Below are 17,822 nucleotides of genomic sequence, written 5' to 3'. Positions count from 1 at the left end.
TTTCGCCACAATGCGTTGCTTAAAGGTCACGCAGTTGATTCGTCGTTTTTGCAGTGGCGATTCGTCTGACCAGCTCTCCAAAAGGCAAGAGTTCGTCTGATTTTTCAGCTATTTGCAATGATGACCTGAAGTAAGGGTTTCGCTCCTTGGCGAAACCGGACGACAGTTCCCGCCTCTGCCTGTCACTCGCATGAAGGTCTTATTTGGCCGTGCATTTGACCAGGGCGCCGACCGTCGCTTGGGCGTGGAGATTGATGGGAATGATACAGGATGCGGTGTCGCCGGCGGCGAGCGACGAGACGGTTGTCAAGGTGACGGACCGTCGTGCTTCCTTTGCCCTGCCTGGTCTGATCTTGGCCGGCGGCGCGCTTTTGTGTGCCATCGCGACTTTGCTGATGCTTCTCGGGCTGACACCGGTCGCCCCGACATCATCGGTCGTTTTCACCTCGGTCGTGATCAACGGTCTGTTCGTGCTGGGGCTGATTGCGCTGATCGCCCGCGAAGTGGCGCGGCTGATGAAGGCGCGCAGCCGGGGCCGCGCTGCGGCGCGCCTGCATATCCGTATCGTCGTTCTTTTCTCGATCGTGGCGATCACGCCGGCCATCCTCGTCGCCATCGTTGCCAGCCTGACGCTCAATGTTGGCCTCGACCGCTGGTTCGGCGTGCGCACGCAGCAGATCATCAGTTCCTCGCAGAACGTCGCACAAGCCTATTTGATGGAGAATGCGAGTTATCTGCAGGGCCAGACCGTCTCGATGGCGAATGACCTGGAGCGCAACCGTTCCCTCTTCAACCTCGATCGCACCGGTTTTGCCGACTTGATGACCCGTCAAGCACGCGGGCGCGGCTTGCTGGGTGCATTTCTCGTGCGCCGCGACGGGAGTGCCATCGTCCAGGCTGAGATCAAGACCGAGCGTCCGCTGCCGGCCATTCCTAAGGATGCGCTTGATTCCTCGGCCAACGGACAGCCGACCCTCATCCCGCCGGGCATAACCAATCTGGTCGGAGCGGTCATCAAGCTTGATGAGATACCCGGCGCGTTCCTCTACACCGTCCGCGCGGTCGACCCGCGCGTCATGAACGCCATGCGGATGGTGGAGGACAACACGGTCGAGTACAAAGCGATGGAAGAAGGGCGCATGTCGCTCCAGATCGCTTTTGCGGTTCTCTATATCGGCTTTGCTCTCATCGTTCTATTAGCGGCAATCTGGACCGCTATTGCTATTGCAGACCGTATCGTACGGCCTATCCGTCTCCTCATCAGCGCTGCGGACAACGTTGCCTCGGGTAATATGAACGTGCTGGTACCGGTGCGCTCGGCTGACGGCGATGTCGGCAGCCTATCACGCACCTTCAACAAGATGATTTCGGAAATTCGCACGCAGCGCGATGAAATCCTTGAAGCGAAGGACGAGGTCGACGATCGACGCCGCTTCATCGAGGCCGTGCTGTCGGGTGTGACGGCGGCCGTGATCGGCGTCGAGCACGATCGTCGCATCGCAATCGTGAATACTTCGGCGGAAGATTTGCTGACGCTCAAGAGCGACGAGCTCATCGGCAAGAATCTCTCGGAGATCGCCCCCGAGGTCGATCAAGTCGTCAACGAGGCGACGACGCGCCATCGCAGCGATTTCCGCAAGCAGATCAGCCTCGTACGCGGCGGGACTGTTCGTACGCTCAGCGTTCAGGTGACACGTGAGGAATCGCGCGATGCCAATGAATCTTATGTCATCACCCTCGATGACATTACCGATCTTGTCATCGCGCAGCGTTCGACCGCCTGGGCTGATGTTGCCCGTCGCATTGCGCATGAGATCAAGAATCCGCTGACGCCCATTCAGCTGTCGGCCGAGCGTATCCGCCGCCGTTTCGGCAAGAATATCGCCGAAGCCGACCGCCCGGTCTTCGACCAGTGCACGGATACGATCATCCGGCAGGTGGGCGATATCGGCCGCATGGTCGACGAGTTCTCCTCCTTCGCCCGCATGCCGAAGCCGACCATGGAGCCGACCGATCTGCGCGATATTCTGCGCGACGCCGTGTTCCTGCGCGAAATGGGCAATACGCACGTCCAGTTCGAGCGTGAGCTGGGCGACGAACGGCTCGAGGGGATGTTCGATGCGCGTATGCTCGGCCAGGCCTTCGGCAATCTCATCAAGAATGCCGTCGAGGCAATCGAAGGTGTGCCGAGCGACCAGGCGCGCGAGCAGCCGAAGGTCCTTGTGCGCTCGTCACTCGATCCCGATCGCGATCGCTTCACGGTTGATGTTATCGACAACGGTCGCGGCCTGCCGGTGGAAAACCGACACAGCATTCTCGAACCCTATATGACGATGCGCGAAAAGGGCACGGGCCTTGGCCTCGCCATCGTCAAGAAGATCATTGAAGACCATGGCGGGCAGATCGAACTCCACGACGCTCCCGCCGATTTCGACCAGGGCAGGGGGGCCATGATCCGCGTGCATCTGCCGCGTCGTGAGCAGGCCGCCGTCGCCCATACGGAAAATGACAAGGAAAGCGTCTATGGCATCTGATATTCTCGTAGTCGACGACGAGGAAGACATTCGCGAAATCGTTTCGGGAATTCTTTCGGATGAGGGCCACGAAACCCGCACTGCGCATGACAGCGACAGCGCGCTCGCCGCGATTTCCGATCGTGCGCCGCGGCTGATCTTCCTCGATATCTGGATGCAGGGCAGTAAGCTCGATGGTCTGGCGCTATTGGATGAGATCAAGGCGCGCCATCCCGAGCTGCCAGTCGTCATGATCTCAGGTCACGGCAATATCGAAACGGCCGTCTCCGCCATCAAGCGCGGCGCTTTCGATTTCATCGAAAAGCCGTTCAAGGCCGATCGCCTCATCCTGATTGCCGAGCGCGCGCTCGAAAATTCCAAGCTGAAGCGTGAGGTTTCCGAGTTGAAGCGCCGCACCGGCGACGCTGTGGAGCTGATCGGCACCTCAGTCGCCGTTTCGCAGCTCCGCCAGACGATCGATAAGGTATCCCCGACCAACAGCCGCATCATGATCTTCGGTCCGTCAGGCTCCGGCAAGGAGCTCGTGGCCCGGATGATCCACAAGAAGTCGGCGCGCGCCAATGGTCCGTTCGTGGCGCTGAATGCCGCCACCATCACACCCGAGCGCATGGAAATCGCTCTGTTCGGCACCGAGGGCTCACCGGGGCAGGCGCGCAAGATCGGCGCCCTGGAAGAGGCCCACCGCGGCATCCTCTATCTCGATGAAGTCGGCGAAATGCCGCGCGAGACGCAGAACAAGATCCTGCGCGTGCTCGTCGACCAGCAGTTCGAGCGCGTCGGCGGCTCGAAGCGCGTGAAGGTGGATGTGCGCATCATCTCGTCCACGGCCTATAACCTCGAGAGCCGCATTGCCGAGGGCCTGTTCCGCGAAGATCTCTACCACCGTCTTGCCGTGGTGCCCGTGCGCGTGCCGGCCCTTGCCGAACGCCGCGAAGATATCCCCTTCCTCGTGGATCAGCTCATGCGCCAGATTTCGGAGCAGGCGGGCATCCGTCCGCGCCGGATTGGCGATGATGCCATGGCCGTGCTGCAGGCGCATGATTGGCCGGGCAACATCCGCCAGCTGCGCAACAATATCGAGCGGCTGATGATCTTGGCACGCTCGGATGGCGCGGAAACGCCGATCACGGCGGAAATGCTGCCGACCGACCTCGGCGACATGCTGCCGAAGGTCTCCGCCAAGAACGATTATCACATCATGACATTGCCGCTGCGCGAAGCCCGCGAAATGTTCGAGCGCGACTACCTCATCGCTCAGATCAACCGTTTCGGCGGCAATATCTCGCGTACGGCGGAGTTTGTCGGCATGGAGCGCTCGGCGTTGCATCGCAAGCTGAAGTCGTTGGGCGTCTGACCAGTCGCCCGACATTTCAAACATCACAGAATTCGGATCAGGGGCTTCCATGCCGAGAATAGCTTATGTCAACGGTCGCTACGTCAAGCACGGCGATGCCATGGTGCATATTGAGGATCGCGGCTATCAGTTCGCCGATGGAGTCTACGAGGTTTGCGAGGTTCGTCATGGCGTGATTGTCGACCTGACGCGTCATCTCGATCGACTCAACCGTTCTCTAAGCGAGCTGCGCATCGCCTGGCCGATGACGCGTCAGGCATTGATCCTGGTGATTCGCGAGACGCTGCGCCGCAACCATGTCCGCAACGGCCTGTTCTATTTGCAGGTGACGCGTGGCGTCGCCCGTCGAGATCACGTCTTTCCGCCGGCCGGCACGCCATCCTCGATCGTCGTCACCGCCAAGAGCACCGACCAGTCCGTCATCGCCATGAAGAACGCCAACGGCATCAAGGCGATCACCGTCCGCGATAACCGCTGGGATCGGGTGGATATCAAGTCTGTGGGCTTGCTTCCGAACGCCATGGCCCGTCAGCAAGCCAAGGAGGCCGGCGCGCAGGAGGCCATTTATATCGACCACAACGGCATGGTGAAGGAAGGGGCCGCGACCAACGTCTGGATCGTCGATCACGACGGAAATCTCGTCACCCGTCCCGCTGAACATGGCATCCTGCGCGGCATCACCCGCACCACGCTGATGGACGTCGCAGCCAAGCTCGATGTGACGATCGTCGAGCGATTCTTCTCGGTCGAGGAGATGATGAAGGCCCGCGAAGTCTTCATTACAGCGGCGACAAGTATCTGTTTTCCGGTCGTTTCTATCGATGGAGAGACGATCGCGAACGGTCATCCGGGCAGCATGTCACAGAAAATTCGTGAAGCCTTTTTCGACGTTGCGGAAAAGACTGCGATTTGATACCAACAATCGTTGGGGGGAGAGAATGAGGGTATCTCCCGTCCGGGACCTCTGTATACCATGACATTCAACCGGCTCAGGTCGGCAAAAAAGAAAGAAGCGGCGCGATGGCGGAACGTTCTCAGAACTTGCAGGACTTGTTTCTCAATACTGTTCGCAAGCAAAAGATTTCACTCACGATTTTCTTGATTAACGGCGTGAAGCTCACAGGTGTCGTAACCTCATTCGACAATTTCTGCGTCCTGCTCCGCCGCGATGGCCATTCGCAGCTCGTCTACAAGCATGCGATTTCGACGATCATGCCGGGTCAGCCGATGCAGATGTTCGAGAGCGAAGAAGCCGCATCCTAACCGGGACTTGCCGTTATCACGACACGCGATACCAAAAATGATTCCCTCATCCCGGAGACCGTAAAACACCGGGATGATATGCGCGCCGTTGTCGTCGTGCCTGTACTGAAGCAGGCACGTGCAGCGCGTTCCGCTCAAGCCGACAATGCCATCTCTGTCACTCGACCGCCCGAAAGCCGGCTGGAAGAGGCAAAGGGCCTTGCGCTCGCCATCGATCTCGATGTCGTCAACGGCTCTATCGTGCCGATCAACGATCCGCGGCCGGCAACCTTGCTCGGAACCGGCAAGATCGAGGAAATTCTCGCGCTTCTCGACGAGCTCAACGCCGGCCTCGTCATCGTCGATCATCCCTTAACTCCGGTGCAGCAGCGCAATCTTGAAAAGGCATGGAACGCCAAGGTCATCGACCGAACCGGCCTCATTCTCGAAATCTTCGGCCGCCGCGCCTCCACCAAGGAAGGTACGCTGCAGGTCGAGCTGGCGCATCTGAACTATCAGAAGGGCCGGCTGGTTCGAAGCTGGACCCACCTAGAACGCCAGCGCGGCGGTGCCGGCTTCATGGGCGGCCCGGGTGAAACCCAGATCGAAGCCGACCGGCGCATGCTGCAGGAGCGGATCATCCGGCTCGAGCGCGAGCTTGAACAGGTGGTTCGCACCCGCCAGCTTCATCGCGCCAAGCGCAAAAAGGTACCGCATCCGATCGTGGCTCTCGTCGGTTATACCAATGCCGGCAAATCGACGCTGTTTAACCGTATTACCGGCGCTGGCGTTCTGGCGGAAGACATGCTCTTTGCGACGCTCGATCCGACGTTGCGCCGCATGAAGCTGCCGCATGGACGCACCGTCATCCTTTCAGATACCGTTGGTTTCATTTCCGATCTCCCGACTCACCTCGTGGCAGCCTTCCGTGCGACGCTGGAAGAGGTGCTGGAAGCCGACCTGATCCTGCATGTCCGCGATCTCTCCGATGACGACAATCAGGCCCAGAGTGCGGATGTCATGCGCATTCTCGGCGATCTCGGTATCGGCGAAGCCGAAGGCGCCGAGCGCATCCTTGAGGTTTGGAACAAGATCGACCGCCTGGAGCCGGAAGCTCACGATGCCATCGTCCAGAAGGCGTCGACCGCGGAAAACGTCATTGCCGTCTCAGCGATAACAGGCGAGGGCGTTGATCGTCTGATGGACGAAATCAGCCGGCGCCTCTCCGGCGTGCTGACAGAAACGACGATCACCTTGCCCGTCGAAAAGCTGGCGTTGCTGCCATGGCTTTACAATCACGCCATCGTCGATAACCGCGAAGACAATGAGGACGGCACGGTGACGCTCGACGTCCGCCTGACCGAGGCTGAAGCGGCGGAATTGGAGCGGCGCATGGGCAATGGCCCGAAGCCGCAACGCGAAGACTGGGAATAGGCGGGTTTACGCGGACTTGACGCCTGCCAGCTGCCGCTCGATGGCTTTTGCCGATTGCCATATCTCTTCCATCCGTTCCAGCGAGGCGCCTTCCAGCGTCTCGCCTTCAGCCTCGAGCGTCGTTTCGATATGATGGAAGCGGCGGCGGAACTTTGTGTTCGTGCCGCGTAGCGCTTGCTCGGGATCGGCGTTCACATGCCGGCCGATATTGACCACGGCGAAGATCAGATCGCCGAGTTCATCACTGACCTTGGCCTTGTCGCCGCTTGCAAGCGCTGCCCGCAATTCGCCGATCTCCTCCTCGATCTTGTCGAGGATCGGTTCAGGCGCAGACCAGTCGAATCCGACCTTGGAGGCACGCTCCTGCAGTTTCAGGGCTTCGGTCAGGGCAGGGCAGCTCCGCTGCACAGAGCTCAGGAAGCCGGCCTTGAAATCTTCTGTGATGCCGCTCTTTGCCCGCCGTTCGGCCCGTTCGCGCTTCTCTTCGGCCTTGATCCGGTCCCATTGCAGCGTCACCGCATCTTCGGTTTTGGCGTCCGAGACGGCGAAGACGTGCGGATGGCGGCGGATCATCTTGCGGGTAATGGCATGCACCACATCGCCGAAGGAAAATGCACCGGCCTCCTCAGCGATCCGGGAATGGAAAACGACCTGCAGCAAGAGATCGCCAAGTTCGTCGCAAAGATCGTCGTTATCCTTGCGCTCGATCGCATCCGCGACCTCATAGGCCTCTTCGATCGTATAGGGCTTGATGGTTTCGAAGGTCTGGACGATATCCCAAGGGCAGCCGCTCTCCGGGTTTCGCAGCGCCGCCATGATGTCGATCAGGCCGGAAATGTCTCGCGATGCTTCCATCGTTGCCTCAAGTTTTGCTCTGTCAGTTCAAAGGAATGTCGTTGCCGCTCTTCGATGCCTGGTAGTTCTCGGAGAGATCGGCATAGGCTTGCTTGATGCGCGCCGTCTGGTCCTTCAGCTCGCCCTTACGCAGATCGTCTCCCGTCTCCACGAGGTCGGAGATTGCAAAGCTCTTCCAGAATGCGTTTTGACGGCGATAGCCACCCGGCTCCAGACCGAAGACTTCCTTCAGGATCTTGAGATCGTGCGGGATCGCGAAGGCATCCCGGGAATCCTCATGGCTGAAGAAATAGTAGAAATTGTCGAAGCCCGCCCAAGTGATCGCCGACATGCACATGGTGCAGGGCTCATGAGTCGACAGGAAGATCAGATTCTTCGTCGCGGGCTTTTCGCCGAGTTCGTAGAAGCGCTTGAGGGTGTGAACCTCGCCATGCCAGAGCGGGTTTTCCAGTTCATTGTTGGTTTCCGCGATGACGAGCGAGAGATCGGACTTGCGCAGGATGGCCGCGCCAAAAACCTTGTTGCCGGCGGCGACGCCTTTGCGTGTCAGCGGCAGGATGTCATGCTCGACGACATCGAGGAGGCGTGCAGCGATGCTATTGTCAGACAAGGGTTTTCTCCAACGATTTTCGCTGCAGTCTATCGGGATTGCAAATGCGGCGGTATGCGTAAATAACTTAAAGACTATGTTTGCCACAAGCAATAAAGCAGCGCGGCAACGGGGCCGAGCCATAAAACTCTATAGATTTTATAGGCTTATTGCAATCTGCTCGCCTGGTGAGTTTTGCTCAAATCCTTGGCATGTCGAGCAAAAGAATACGCGCATGCATGGGCATTAGAATTTCTGTTTCTTCAATCTCTTGGCCGCAGGGGCGATATTTGCCAAATCTCGAAGTGGAATAACGATGCCTCCCAAGACTGAACAGCTTTCGGTGTTTCCCGCTTTCTTCCGCGTGGAAGGAAGGGTGGCGGCTGTGTTCGGCAATGGCGACGAGGCTTTTGCCAAGGTACGGCTTCTTTTGAACACACAGGCGAAAGTCGTTGCCTTTGCGCAGGCGCCGGAGGCTGATTATCACGCTTTCCTCATCGCCAACCGCATCGAAACCGTACGCGGCGATTTTTCACCCGATCAGGTCAAAGGCGCGACGCTTGTCTTTGCTGCTACTGGCGATGCCGAGGCGGATCGTGCGATCGTCGATGCGGCTCGCGCTGAGCGCGTCCCGGCAAACGCCGTCGACCAGCCCGACTATTGCGATTTCTACACGCCTGCGCTGGTCAATCGCGCTCCTGTGGCCGTTGCCATCGGCACGGAAGGCGCAGGTCCTGTTCTGGCGCAGATGATCCGCGCACAGATCGATCAGATGCTGTCGCCGTCGCTTGGCAAGCTTGCGGAATTGGCGACGCGCTATCGCAAGCCGGTTGAGCGTTTTGTGGTGCGTGGCGTTGCCCGCCGCGTCTTCTGGCGTCAGTTCTTTTCTGGACCGGTCGCCGATGCCGTCAATGCCGGCCATATTGCGCATGCGGAGCGGACGGCCGATGAGTTGCTGCGGTCGTCGCGTGAAGTCGAGGGCCGCGTCTGGCTGGTTGGCGCCGGTCCTGGCGCGGAAGATCTCCTTACGCTACGGGCGCAGCGCGTGATGATGGAAGCCGATGTCATCGTCTACGACGCGCTGGTGCCGCAGGCGATCGTCGACATGGGTCGCCGCGATGCTGAGCGCCTCTCGGTTGGCAAGCGCAAGGGCTGCCATAGCAAGTCGCAGGAAGAGATCAACGATCTGCTGGTGCAGCTTGGCCGCGAAGGCAAGCGTGTCGTGCGGCTGAAGTCGGGCGATCCGCTGGTTTACGGTCGTGCGGGCGAGGAAATGGCGGCTCTGCGTGCTGCCGGTATCGGCTACGAGATTGTTCCTGGCATCACCTCGGCCTTTGCGGCCGCCGCGGATTTCGAACTGCCGCTGACGCTGCGCGGTGTTGCCTCGTCGCTGGTCTTCACGACGGGTCACGATCTCACAGGCGATGTGTTGCCTGATTGGGCGAGTTTGGCCGTATCCGGCGCAACGATTGCCGTGTATATGGGACGCACGGTTGCGGCTTCCGTCGCCGGACGCCTGATGCAAGCCGGCTTGCCGCCCGAGACGACTGTTGCCGTCATCGAGAATGCAAGCCGGCGCGATCGCCGCTTGATGCACGGAATCCTGCGGGATCTGCCTGACCTCGAGCACCGCGACGAGTTGAGCGGGCCGGTCATGGTCATTATCGGCGATGCCGTCGCGGGTGCGAATTTTGAACAATCCGAGCCGCTGGTCCGTCGCGAGACCGCTGCTCAAGACTATGCAAGGAACTGATTGATGGTCGACAAGGTTTTGACCGCAAACCGGCTCACCGATGGCGTCGCCGTATGGCTGAACGCTAATGGTGAGTGGGTGACATCGCTGCAGGAAGCGCTTGTCGTTCGCCATGCCGAAGCGGAAGCTGCACTGGAAGCGATCGGCAAGCAGGCCTATGCTGACAACAAGGTCGTCGACGTCAATCTGATCGACGTGCAGGAAACCGGCGGCAAGCTCTGGCCGCTGCGCCTGCGCGAGCGCATCCGCGCCGAAGGCCCCACCATGGAATACGCGCCGGGCTATGCCGCGGCCGATCCCGATTTCATTGCAGTCTGAGAAGTCCCGAGGAAGTCATGTATCGTTACGATGAATTCGACCACGCCTTTGTTGCGGAGCGGGTTGCCCAGTTCCGCGATCAGGTGGAGCGACGCCTCTCGGGTGAGCTTTCGGAAGATGCGTTCAAGCCGCTGCGCCTGATGAACGGCGTCTATCTGCAGCTGCATGCCTATATGCTGCGCATCGCCATTCCATACGGCACGCTGAGCTCGCGCCAGATGCGCATGCTCGCCCATATCGCGCGCACCTATGACCGCGGCTATGGCCACTTCACCACGCGCCAGAACCTGCAGTTCAACTGGCCGAAACTCTCTGAAATGCCCGATGCGCTGGCAGATTTGGCCTCCGTCGAGATGCATGCGATCCAGACCTCCGGCAATTGCATTCGCAACGTGACGGCCGATCATTTCGCCGGCGCTGCGGCTGACGAAGTCGCGGATCCCAGACCGTATGCCGAGATCCTCCGCCAGTGGTCGTCCGTTCATCCGGAATTTTCCTTCCTGCCGCGCAAGTTCAAGATTGCCGTCACCGGTGCCGAGCGCGACCGTGCCGCGATCCAGGTGCATGATATCGGCCTGCATCTGAAGAAGAACGACAAGGGCGAGATCGGCTTTGCTGTTTACGTCGGCGGCGGGCAGGGGCGCACGCCGCTGGTTGCCAAGCTGATCCGTGACTTCCTGCCGGAAGAGGATCTCCTGTCCTATACGACGGCGATCATGCGCGTTTACAATCTGCATGGCCGCCGCGACAACAAGTATAAGGCCCGTATCAAAATCCTCGTGCACGAAACCGGCGCCGAAGAACTGGCGCGTCAGATCGAGGCCGAGTTCGACAAATTGCGAGACACTGAACTGAAGTTGCCGGAAGCTGACGTTCAGGCGATTTCAGCCTATTTCGCACCGCCGGCACTGCCGGAGCGCCCCGAAGGTTGGGAAAGTCTGGCACGCTGGAGGAAGGCCGATCCGGCCTTCGCGCGCTGGGTGCAGCAGAATGTGCAGCCGCACAAGAACCCCGATTACGGCATGGTAACAATCTCGCTGAAGCCGATCGGCGGCATTCCGGGCGACGCCTCGGACGCGCAGATGGAAGCCGTGGCCGATATCGCCGAGGAATATGCCTTCGACGAGATCCGCGTCAGCCACGAGCAGAACCTCATCCTGCCGCATGTGGCGCTGGCCGATCTCGAAGCCGTTTATCGCGGTCTGGTGGCCAACGGCCTCGAAACGGCGAATGCCGGCCTGATCACGGATATCATCGCCTGTCCCGGCCTCGATTATTGCGCTCTTGCCAATGCTCGTTCGATACCGGTTGCGCAGGAAATCTCCACGCGTTTCGGTTCGCCCGAGCGTCAGGCGGAGATCGGTGAGCTGAAGATCAAGATTTCCGGCTGCATCAATGCCTGCGGCCATCACCACGTCGGCCATATCGGCTTGCTTGGCGTCGAGAAGAAGGGTGCTGAGCTCTATCAGATCACGCTTGGCGGCTCCGGCGACGAGAACACCTCGATCGGCGAGATCATCGGCCGCGGCTTCGAGCCCGACAAGGTGACCGACGCCATCGAGACCATCGTCGATACATATCTCGGCCTTCGCCTCGATCCTTCCGAAACCTTCCTAGCCGCTTACCGTCGCGTCGGGCCACAGCCGTTCAAGACCGCGCTCTACGGCGCGTCCTCGTCGGCTGCCGAAGCAGCGTAAGGAGATTGACCATGACCAAGATCTGGCGTGAAACAGGCTTCCTAGACAATGATCCGTGGGTCATCGAGACCGATGAGGTCAAGGCGACCGAGACGCAGAAGCCTCTGCTTAACCTTGATGCGCTGATCGCGAAGGCGGAAGAGAGCAATGAGGCCGGTCTCGGCGTTCTCATCAAGCCGGCCGATGACGTGACCCGGCTGCAGCCGTATCTCGACCGTCTCGATATCGTCGCGGTTGCTTTTCCGGCCTTCAGCGATGGCCGCGCCTTCAGTCATGCCTCGCTGCTGCGCCAACGCCTCGGCTATGCCAATGAGCTGCGCGCTGTCGGCGACGTGCTGATCGATCAGATTCCGCTGATGCTGCGCGTCGGCATCGACAGTTTCGCGGTGACAAATGAGACAGCATTGAAGAGACTTTCGGAAAATCGCCTGCCGGGCATTCCGCATTACTATCAGCCGACCGCGCGCCGCGCAGAAGGCGGACAGGCCTATAGCTGGCGGCGATTGCCGGCAAAGTCTGCCTGATGTCGAAAGGCGGCTGTTACGGCAATTTGGCAGTGTCGGATTGCCGTATTCAAGCCTTTCGAACGATGTAATGTCGGCAATCTAGAAACTTGACTGGATAGCGCATATTTCAGTCCTATGCCGTCGGTTGGAATGGAATGCCTTTCAAAACCGGCTATATTGTAATATCAGCATCGCGAAATGAGCCTGACAGGGAATACGTGCCACAGGGAATACGTGCCCAGGAAGAACGCGTAAGACTAATACGGGATTCGAGACAGAATGAACGCCCCCGCAAAGACAGATGAATTTGTTTCAGCAGTACCCGCCGGCGTCTTCGCCGAGAAGGTGCTGAGCGTCACGCATTATACCGACCGGCTCTTTCGCTTCACCATGACCCGGCCGCAGGGCTTTCGTTTCCGTTCGGGCGAGTTCGCCATGATCGGACTGATGGTCGAGGGCAAGCCGCTTTATCGCGCCTATTCGATCGCGAGCCCCGCCTGGGCCGACGAGCTCGAATTCTTTTCCATCAAGGTGCCGGACGGCCCGCTGACCTCACACCTGCAGAATATCAAGCCCGGCGACGAAGTGCTGATGCGCAAGAAGCCGACGGGCACGCTGGTTCTGGATGCGCTGACACCTGGCCGCCGGCTCTATATGTTCTCGACCGGCACTGGAGTTGCGCCGTTTGCGAGCCTTATCCGCGATCCGGAAACCTATGAAAAATTCGAGGAAGTCATCCTCACCCACACGACGCGCGATGTCGCCGAGCTGAAATACGGCTTCGACCTCGTCGAGGAAATCCGCAATGACGAGATTCTCAGCGAAGTCGTCGGCGATAAGCTGCGCCACTACGCGACCGTCACCCGCGAGGAATTTCCCTTCAAGGGCCGCATCACCGATCTCATCGAGAATGGCAAGCTTTTCAGCGACCTCGGCGTACCGCCGCTGGATCCCGCGATCGATCGCGGCATGATCTGCGGCTCCTCCGCCATGCTGAAGGACACGAAGAGCCTGCTCGAAAAGGCCGGCCTGAACGAGGGTGCCAACAACAATCCGGCGGAGTTCGTCATCGAACGCGCTTTCGTCGGTTGATCAAACTCTAAATCCAGAACGAAAGGCGGCTTTGGTAGCGAGGCCGCCATTTTCATGCGCCGCTGAGATAATTGATAAGTGAGGCCATGGCTGCCTTGGCGGCATGCGCATCACCGCCTTGAATCGCTTCGATGGCTTGAATATGCATGGTGATCGCGCCGCCCATGCGGTCATGGGGTTCAGTCGAATACCACAGCCGGCGCGCATGTGTTTGAACCGATGCGAGCGCCGCTGTGATGAAGTTGTTAGGGCAGGCCGCTTCCAAAACCTCGTCGAAGGCCTTGTCGGCGGCGAAAAAGCCAGGCAGGTTGGCGGTAGTGGCGCATTCCTCCATCAGTCGAGCACATTCCCCCAATCGCTCGCGTTGCTTCGGATCCGCATGGGTCGCTGCAAGTGCTGCTGCGAGCGGTTCTAGTTCGCGCCTAACCTGCATGACATACTGATGATCTTCGGGACGAATCTCCGCAATCTGCAGACCGACGCGCGGGCGCACATGGATCAATCCCTGCCATGCAAGCTTCTGGATGGCTTCGCGCACTGGCGTACGCCCATGTCCGGCCATCTCGATCAGCTGTTTTTCGGTGACGAGCGCGCCTGGCTTCAACTCGAGCGTCACGATCGCATATTCCAATGCGAGATAGGCGAGATGGCTAAGGGAATTCTGCATCCGTGGTCGTGTCCGACTTATACGTGATCGAACACACAGTCTCATCGGGTATTCTCAAAGGCAACCCGGCGTAGTATATCAATCCCGCCGGGTGCGCTCGTACATCGCTTTATCCCGATCGTTGCCCCGAAGGACAACGATTTCGAATATCGCGCATTTGGGCGAAGGAGCTGCGTCGTTATTGACCGATTGCGGTGGCAAGGGTCGGCGGCCTTCGTTTGGCGGCCATAAGCAGGTCCAGTTCGGTGGACGATGGTCCGAACTTATAAAAAAGGCGCTTTGCCTCCGCATCATCGAGACGGTATTTTCGTGCAAACTCGGCAATGCTGTATGCGCGTCCGCGGATGACTTTCCGGGCGGTTGTCCGATTGGCGTTTTCTATCATGTTTCCCAACCTCCTTTCGGCTCCCTTTTTAGGTAAATAGCGCCGAATTCAGGCTTGGAAAGGCCTTGAAACCGGCTGCACCTCCGCTATGCGCGGCTTTCCGCCGAGACTCATGCAACAAAAAAGGGAAGGCGGAACAAACCGCCTTCCCTTTTCTCCTCTTCCCGATATGGGCATATTTTGCCCGATACGCCGTTAACGTCTGATCAGTCGACCGACGAAAATAAGAATGCAGGCGCCGATGAAACCCGTAATCAGGTAGTTCAGCCATACATGGAATGGCAGCGCGATGCCGACAGCCCGGAACAGCCAGCTGGCAACGAGCGCGCCGATAATGCCGAGGATGATGTTCATGATTATGCCTGTATTGCTTTTCATGATCATCTCGGCGAACCAGCCAGCTAGGCCGCCGATGATAATTGCTGCAATCCAACCGACGTTTGCGTCTTCCATAAAAGAACCTCCTGAGGGTCCGACAGGTTGTTAACAATAACTGATATACATCAAAAACGATTCGCACCCCAACTGTTGCAGTTGGCGAACCGATCGATCCGTTCATTGCAACCCTGATTATTAAGGGAAATTGTTACGGCAGTTTGAGTCTCTGAGAATCAATTGTCTTGCCAAAGCTTCTTCGTCGCTGACGCCTGAGCTCTGATTTTCCTTAAGAACGGGCGGTTTCGCCGGTCCGATGACGCAGTCTCGTGATAGAGAGATGAGGAAAAGCATCTTCGGCCGCTGGCAACCGCAATTTTATGGGTTGACCACAATAGGGCGTCTGCATATGTTCCGCGCACTTCCAGCCGGGGCAGCTTCTGCCAGCGGAGAGGGAGAGCGTAGCTCAGTCGGTAGAGCAACTGACTTTTAATCAGTAGGTCATGGGTTCGAATCCCATCGCTCTCACCATTGTTTCTTTGTCCAGCCCGGAGAGATAGGTAGCCGAACGCCCCTAGGATAGGAAGGCGGGTTATTGTATTGCTGGATTTTCCGGTAACGTCGAGGTTACTCAGACAAGGCACTAGCCCGGAGGCGGCACCCAAACCGGGGCAGCCGATTTTTGCGGGGCAATCCAGCCTAAGAATAAACCGGTATTCGCTGCCTGCAAGGGAGATACGCGAATCGAGATATTTATCTCACGTTGCTGATCCACTAAACGAGCGCTCTTCAATACCAAAGGATCAAGATGTCTGAGCATCCGCATTCATTAGAGTCGACAAGGCGTTGCTTATCGGATCGAAAGCCTAAAGGGACCATTATTTACATAATGGTCGCTGCGGTTGCGGTAATCATCGGATTGACTTCCGGACGGCACGAGAGCGCGATGCCAACGGTCCCCGAGGTTGCGAAGCTGGTTCATTAGGTCGCTCACAAACCGACCCGAAGGCTACACTGCCAGGCGGCCTTCGTAGCTGTTTCGCCATTGCCAAATCTCATTGAGTGTAGCCCTCGGCTCGCGCCGCATTTTCGTTTTCCAGCCATACCGCATAGCTTGTTGATGATGCTTGGCTAGAATTGGCTGGTGACGAATCTCGATTTGGTAGTACCATAGCCCCATCGATAGGATTGTTGGCGAAGACGACGGGCGAATGATGGAATTCGTGGCAGAGCTGTCACTATGGGAGATTTATGCAATCGTTTGCGGGTTGCTGGTATCCTTGGGACTTTTGGCCGGACTGATCGCGGGCAGGAGGTTTTCGGTAGCCTTGAGAGTCCTGCCGCTTCTCGGTATCGCGGTCACGACACCGGTGACCGAGCGGTTTGTGATCCCCTACCTCGCGGAGCGTTATCCAGTGATCTTCGCCAACAAGGATTTGCCTAAGAAGATCGACCAAAGAACTACGCTGACGAAGGTAGATCTCACCGATCAAATCTACAGCTATTTCTACGATATCGACTACGATGATGACGATTTCGATCCGCCTCTCGTCAAGTCCGCGCAGCTCGCGGATCTCTGCGACTTCCTGCTGCCGAAATTCATTTCCGGCGAAGCATCTCTAGCGAATTACATCTATCAGCTGAAGGGCAGGGATTATTCGTTTTCGGTCGACAGTACCGACTGTTCCTGACAGCCGATAGGCGAAATATCGAGCGCCGAGATCGATATCCACGAGAACGTTTTAACGCGCGTCTCTCTCCACCGAGACTCAACCTGTGCCTATGCGATTGTCGAGAGTGCGACCACTGCGACCGCCGTCAGGCCACCGAAGATCGGCAGCAATTTGAGCATAACGAGCCGCGCGAGCTTTTTTCTTTCGATCGACGTCATGATCAGTATTCCTCACAAGGCAGTGAAGCCTAAACGCATGGAATTCATGATTCGTTTCACGCCTATCGTCGCATTATTATATTATATGTCGCTAAAAGTACAGCGAGGCGGCATTTTACCCAATCGAAGATGGCAACCCTTCGAAATCGATCGGTAGTCGGTCATCGCGCATAATGGTGTCGCGATATCAATCGGAACCTAATCCTATCAGGTGAGTTCTCTTCCAACAAAGAGGAGATACGCCTTGGTACAGGATCGACAAAATGACACGAATGGCGGACGTGGGAAAAAGCAAGCGCTGGCGAAGATACAGCACGGTAGGGCGCATGCGAGTGCTCGGATGAATAGGGAAAAAGATCAGGCGCCCGTCGTTGCAGATCCCCGAAATAGGCTTGCGGACGGCAAAATCGATCCGGAAACAAAAGAGCGCAAGCCTAAAGATGCATGAGCTAAAACTAATGCTGACGCATTTTATGGGCCACATCGTTGATTTCACCGCACAAGGTGAATGGTAATTTCAGCCGGTTTCCCTGCATTGTCCAGTTTGTCGAGAAAGCTTGCTGTCGCCATGTAGCAAGTCGGGACTGAACGTCAAGGGTTTGCCTTGATCGTAGCAACCTGCGCTTGGTCGCCATCTCACGCGTTCATGCGAAAGCCTCAAAAGACGGACGAGGATTTTCTGCCCCCGCTTGGTGTCTACGTCTGAATTTTCGGCTGGAGTGACGAAGCCGTCGCGATCAACTTTACCGCCAACTGGATGGTAAAGTTGACCGCGGTTTCGGAGTGGAAAGTTTAGACCTTGCCGCCGTTCTTTTTGCAATCGCTGCGGAATTTGGCGCGCGCCTTTCCATGCAGGCCCTTGGCATCGGCCTGGGCTGAACATGCCTTGGAAACGGCAGTTTGGGCAGGCTTCGTTGCCTTCGGCTTCATCGTGTTGGTCGTCGATGGCGTCGACGTCGTTGCACTGGGCGTGGTCGTTGTCGTGGTACTGGGGGTTGTTGCCGTTTGTGCCATCGCGCTGACGCTGAACAGTGCGACAAAGGCTGCAGTCGTGAACATAGTAGCAATTCTCATGGGGGCTTCCTCTGCTGACTAGCTTGAGTGGAATGTGCGTTGTTCGACGAACATCA

At 58.0% G+C, this 17,822-nt stretch carries 18 protein-coding genes and 1 tRNA gene; 13 read left to right on the top strand and 6 right to left on the bottom strand.

Annotated features, from left to right (window positions below):
- Positions 1–260 precede the first annotated feature (260 nt).
- From ACYJRZ_RS10900 to hflX, 5 genes are all read left to right on the top strand, one after another.
- Complete coding sequence (locus ACYJRZ_RS10900; protein WP_459458888.1) at positions 261–2,534, top strand: sensor histidine kinase NtrY-like; 2,274 nt, start codon at positions 261–263, stop codon at positions 2,532–2,534.
- The gene (gene ntrX / locus ACYJRZ_RS10895) at positions 2,524–3,888 is read left to right on the top strand and encodes a nitrogen assimilation response regulator NtrX (protein ID WP_113352573.1); all 1,365 of its coding nucleotides are present in this window, start codon (positions 2,524–2,526) and stop codon (positions 3,886–3,888) included. Before ACYJRZ_RS10900 ends, ntrX begins: the two co-directional genes overlap by 11 nt.
- A gap of 49 nt (positions 3,889–3,937) precedes the next feature.
- Positions 3,938–4,801 carry a D-amino-acid transaminase gene (locus ACYJRZ_RS10890; RefSeq protein ID WP_459458886.1) on the top strand — a complete coding sequence of 288 codons (864 nt, stop codon included), beginning with the start codon at positions 3,938–3,940 and terminating at the stop codon, positions 4,799–4,801.
- Positions 4,802–4,908: 107 nt separating this feature from the next.
- On the top strand, positions 4,909–5,151 hold the full coding sequence (hfq, locus tag ACYJRZ_RS10885) for an RNA chaperone Hfq (protein ID WP_003539403.1): 243 nt from the start codon (positions 4,909–4,911) through the stop codon (positions 5,149–5,151).
- A 78-nt stretch (positions 5,152–5,229) separates the two neighbouring features.
- Entirely contained in the window at positions 5,230–6,564 is a 1,335-nt protein-coding gene (gene hflX, locus ACYJRZ_RS10880; RefSeq protein WP_459458883.1) for a GTPase HflX, read from the top strand.
- A gap of 6 nt (positions 6,565–6,570) precedes the next feature.
- Here the strand turns inward: hflX and mazG are convergent, their stop codons facing one another.
- Together mazG and ACYJRZ_RS10870 are read right to left on the bottom strand one after the other, a co-directional pair.
- Positions 6,571–7,419, bottom strand: coding sequence for a nucleoside triphosphate pyrophosphohydrolase (gene mazG / locus ACYJRZ_RS10875; protein ID WP_459458881.1), 849 nt, complete (start codon positions 7,417–7,419; stop codon positions 6,571–6,573).
- Positions 7,420–7,441: 22 nt separating this feature from the next.
- Positions 7,442–8,029, bottom strand: coding sequence for a deaminase (locus ACYJRZ_RS10870; protein WP_459458879.1), 588 nt, complete (start codon positions 8,027–8,029; stop codon positions 7,442–7,444).
- A gap of 295 nt (positions 8,030–8,324) precedes the next feature.
- On the opposite strand from ACYJRZ_RS10870, the gene cysG reads away from it, so the two are divergent.
- The 5 genes from cysG (at position 8,325) to ACYJRZ_RS10845 (ending at position 13,374) form a co-directional block, all read left to right on the top strand.
- Positions 8,325–9,761: a siroheme synthase CysG gene (cysG, locus tag ACYJRZ_RS10865; protein ID WP_459458877.1), complete on the top strand. Its 1,437-nt coding sequence runs from the start codon at positions 8,325–8,327 to the stop codon at positions 9,759–9,761.
- 3 nt (positions 9,762–9,764) lie between these two features.
- Positions 9,765–10,079, top strand: a complete 315-nt coding sequence (locus ACYJRZ_RS10860) for a DUF2849 domain-containing protein (RefSeq protein WP_459458875.1) — start codon at positions 9,765–9,767, stop codon at positions 10,077–10,079.
- Between the two features lie 17 nt (positions 10,080–10,096).
- On the top strand, positions 10,097–11,776 hold the full coding sequence (locus ACYJRZ_RS10855; protein WP_459458873.1) for a nitrite/sulfite reductase: 1,680 nt from the start codon (positions 10,097–10,099) through the stop codon (positions 11,774–11,776).
- Positions 11,777–11,787: 11 nt separating this feature from the next.
- Positions 11,788–12,300 carry a DUF934 domain-containing protein gene (locus ACYJRZ_RS10850; protein WP_459458872.1) on the top strand — a complete coding sequence of 171 codons (513 nt, stop codon included), beginning with the start codon at positions 11,788–11,790 and terminating at the stop codon, positions 12,298–12,300.
- Positions 12,301–12,561: 261 nt separating this feature from the next.
- Positions 12,562–13,374: a ferredoxin--NADP reductase gene (locus ACYJRZ_RS10845; RefSeq protein ID WP_459458871.1), complete on the top strand. Its 813-nt coding sequence runs from the start codon at positions 12,562–12,564 to the stop codon at positions 13,372–13,374.
- Positions 13,375–13,426: 52 nt separating this feature from the next.
- Here ACYJRZ_RS10845 and ACYJRZ_RS10840 read toward each other — a convergent pair whose 3' ends face one another.
- From ACYJRZ_RS10840 to ACYJRZ_RS10830, 3 genes are all read right to left on the bottom strand, one after another.
- The gene (locus ACYJRZ_RS10840) at positions 13,427–14,041 is read right to left on the bottom strand and encodes a GntR family transcriptional regulator (RefSeq protein ID WP_459458870.1); all 615 of its coding nucleotides are present in this window, start codon (positions 14,039–14,041) and stop codon (positions 13,427–13,429) included.
- A gap of 178 nt (positions 14,042–14,219) precedes the next feature.
- The gene (locus ACYJRZ_RS10835) at positions 14,220–14,426 is read right to left on the bottom strand and encodes a hypothetical protein (protein ID WP_459458868.1); all 207 of its coding nucleotides are present in this window, start codon (positions 14,424–14,426) and stop codon (positions 14,220–14,222) included.
- Positions 14,427–14,621: 195 nt separating this feature from the next.
- Positions 14,622–14,879, bottom strand: a complete 258-nt coding sequence (locus ACYJRZ_RS10830; protein WP_459458866.1) for a GlsB/YeaQ/YmgE family stress response membrane protein — start codon at positions 14,877–14,879, stop codon at positions 14,622–14,624.
- A gap of 377 nt (positions 14,880–15,256) precedes the next feature.
- On the opposite strand from ACYJRZ_RS10830, the gene ACYJRZ_RS10825 reads away from it, so the two are divergent.
- The 3 genes from ACYJRZ_RS10825 (at position 15,257) to ACYJRZ_RS10815 (ending at position 17,140) form a co-directional block, all read left to right on the top strand.
- A tRNA-Lys gene (locus ACYJRZ_RS10825) sits at positions 15,257–15,332 on the top strand.
- 680 nt (positions 15,333–16,012) lie between these two features.
- Positions 16,013–16,492, top strand: a complete 480-nt coding sequence (locus ACYJRZ_RS10820; protein ID WP_459458864.1) for a hypothetical protein — start codon at positions 16,013–16,015, stop codon at positions 16,490–16,492.
- 444 nt (positions 16,493–16,936) lie between these two features.
- Positions 16,937–17,140, top strand: coding sequence for a hypothetical protein (locus ACYJRZ_RS10815; protein WP_459458862.1), 204 nt, complete (start codon positions 16,937–16,939; stop codon positions 17,138–17,140).
- Between the two features lie 344 nt (positions 17,141–17,484).
- Here the strand turns inward: ACYJRZ_RS10815 and ACYJRZ_RS10810 are convergent, their stop codons facing one another.
- Positions 17,485–17,766, bottom strand: coding sequence for a PsiF family protein (locus tag ACYJRZ_RS10810; protein ID WP_459458860.1), 282 nt, complete (start codon positions 17,764–17,766; stop codon positions 17,485–17,487).
- Positions 17,767–17,822: the final 56 nt, after the last annotated feature.

Source organism: Rhizobium sp. No.120, assembly GCF_054558365.1.
The sequence above is the reverse complement of the archived record's forward strand: the minus strand, read 5'-3'. Positions and strand labels throughout refer to the sequence as shown.

What these genes read in the sequence shown, in the direction of transcription:
- ACYJRZ_RS10860 (WP_459458875.1), top strand. Translation starts at nt 9,765, where the DNA reads ATGGTCGACAAGGTTTTGACCGCAAACCGGCTCACCGATGGCGTCGCC.
- ACYJRZ_RS10810 (WP_459458860.1), bottom strand. Translation starts at nt 17,766, where the DNA reads ATGAGAATTGCTACTATGTTCACGACTGCAGCCTTTGTCGCACTGTTC.
- ACYJRZ_RS10890 (WP_459458886.1), top strand. Translation starts at nt 3,938, where the DNA reads ATGCCGAGAATAGCTTATGTCAACGGTCGCTACGTCAAGCACGGCGAT.
- ACYJRZ_RS10850 (WP_459458872.1), top strand. Translation starts at nt 11,788, where the DNA reads ATGACCAAGATCTGGCGTGAAACAGGCTTCCTAGACAATGATCCGTGG.
- hfq (WP_003539403.1), top strand. Translation starts at nt 4,909, where the DNA reads ATGGCGGAACGTTCTCAGAACTTGCAGGACTTGTTTCTCAATACTGTT.
- cysG (WP_459458877.1), top strand. Translation starts at nt 8,325, where the DNA reads ATGCCTCCCAAGACTGAACAGCTTTCGGTGTTTCCCGCTTTCTTCCGC.
- ACYJRZ_RS10835 (WP_459458868.1), bottom strand. Translation starts at nt 14,426, where the DNA reads ATGATAGAAAACGCCAATCGGACAACCGCCCGGAAAGTCATCCGCGGA.
- mazG (WP_459458881.1), bottom strand. Translation starts at nt 7,419, where the DNA reads ATGGAAGCATCGCGAGACATTTCCGGCCTGATCGACATCATGGCGGCG.
- ACYJRZ_RS10830 (WP_459458866.1), bottom strand. Translation starts at nt 14,879, where the DNA reads ATGGAAGACGCAAACGTCGGTTGGATTGCAGCAATTATCATCGGCGGC.
- ACYJRZ_RS10820 (WP_459458864.1), top strand. Translation starts at nt 16,013, where the DNA reads ATGATGGAATTCGTGGCAGAGCTGTCACTATGGGAGATTTATGCAATC.
- hflX (WP_459458883.1), top strand. Translation starts at nt 5,230, where the DNA reads ATGCGCGCCGTTGTCGTCGTGCCTGTACTGAAGCAGGCACGTGCAGCG.
- ntrX (WP_113352573.1), top strand. Translation starts at nt 2,524, where the DNA reads ATGGCATCTGATATTCTCGTAGTCGACGACGAGGAAGACATTCGCGAA.
- ACYJRZ_RS10845 (WP_459458871.1), top strand. Translation starts at nt 12,562, where the DNA reads ATGAACGCCCCCGCAAAGACAGATGAATTTGTTTCAGCAGTACCCGCC.
- ACYJRZ_RS10840 (WP_459458870.1), bottom strand. Translation starts at nt 14,041, where the DNA reads ATGCAGAATTCCCTTAGCCATCTCGCCTATCTCGCATTGGAATATGCG.
- ACYJRZ_RS10855 (WP_459458873.1), top strand. Translation starts at nt 10,097, where the DNA reads ATGTATCGTTACGATGAATTCGACCACGCCTTTGTTGCGGAGCGGGTT.
- ACYJRZ_RS10900 (WP_459458888.1), top strand. Translation starts at nt 261, where the DNA reads ATGATACAGGATGCGGTGTCGCCGGCGGCGAGCGACGAGACGGTTGTC.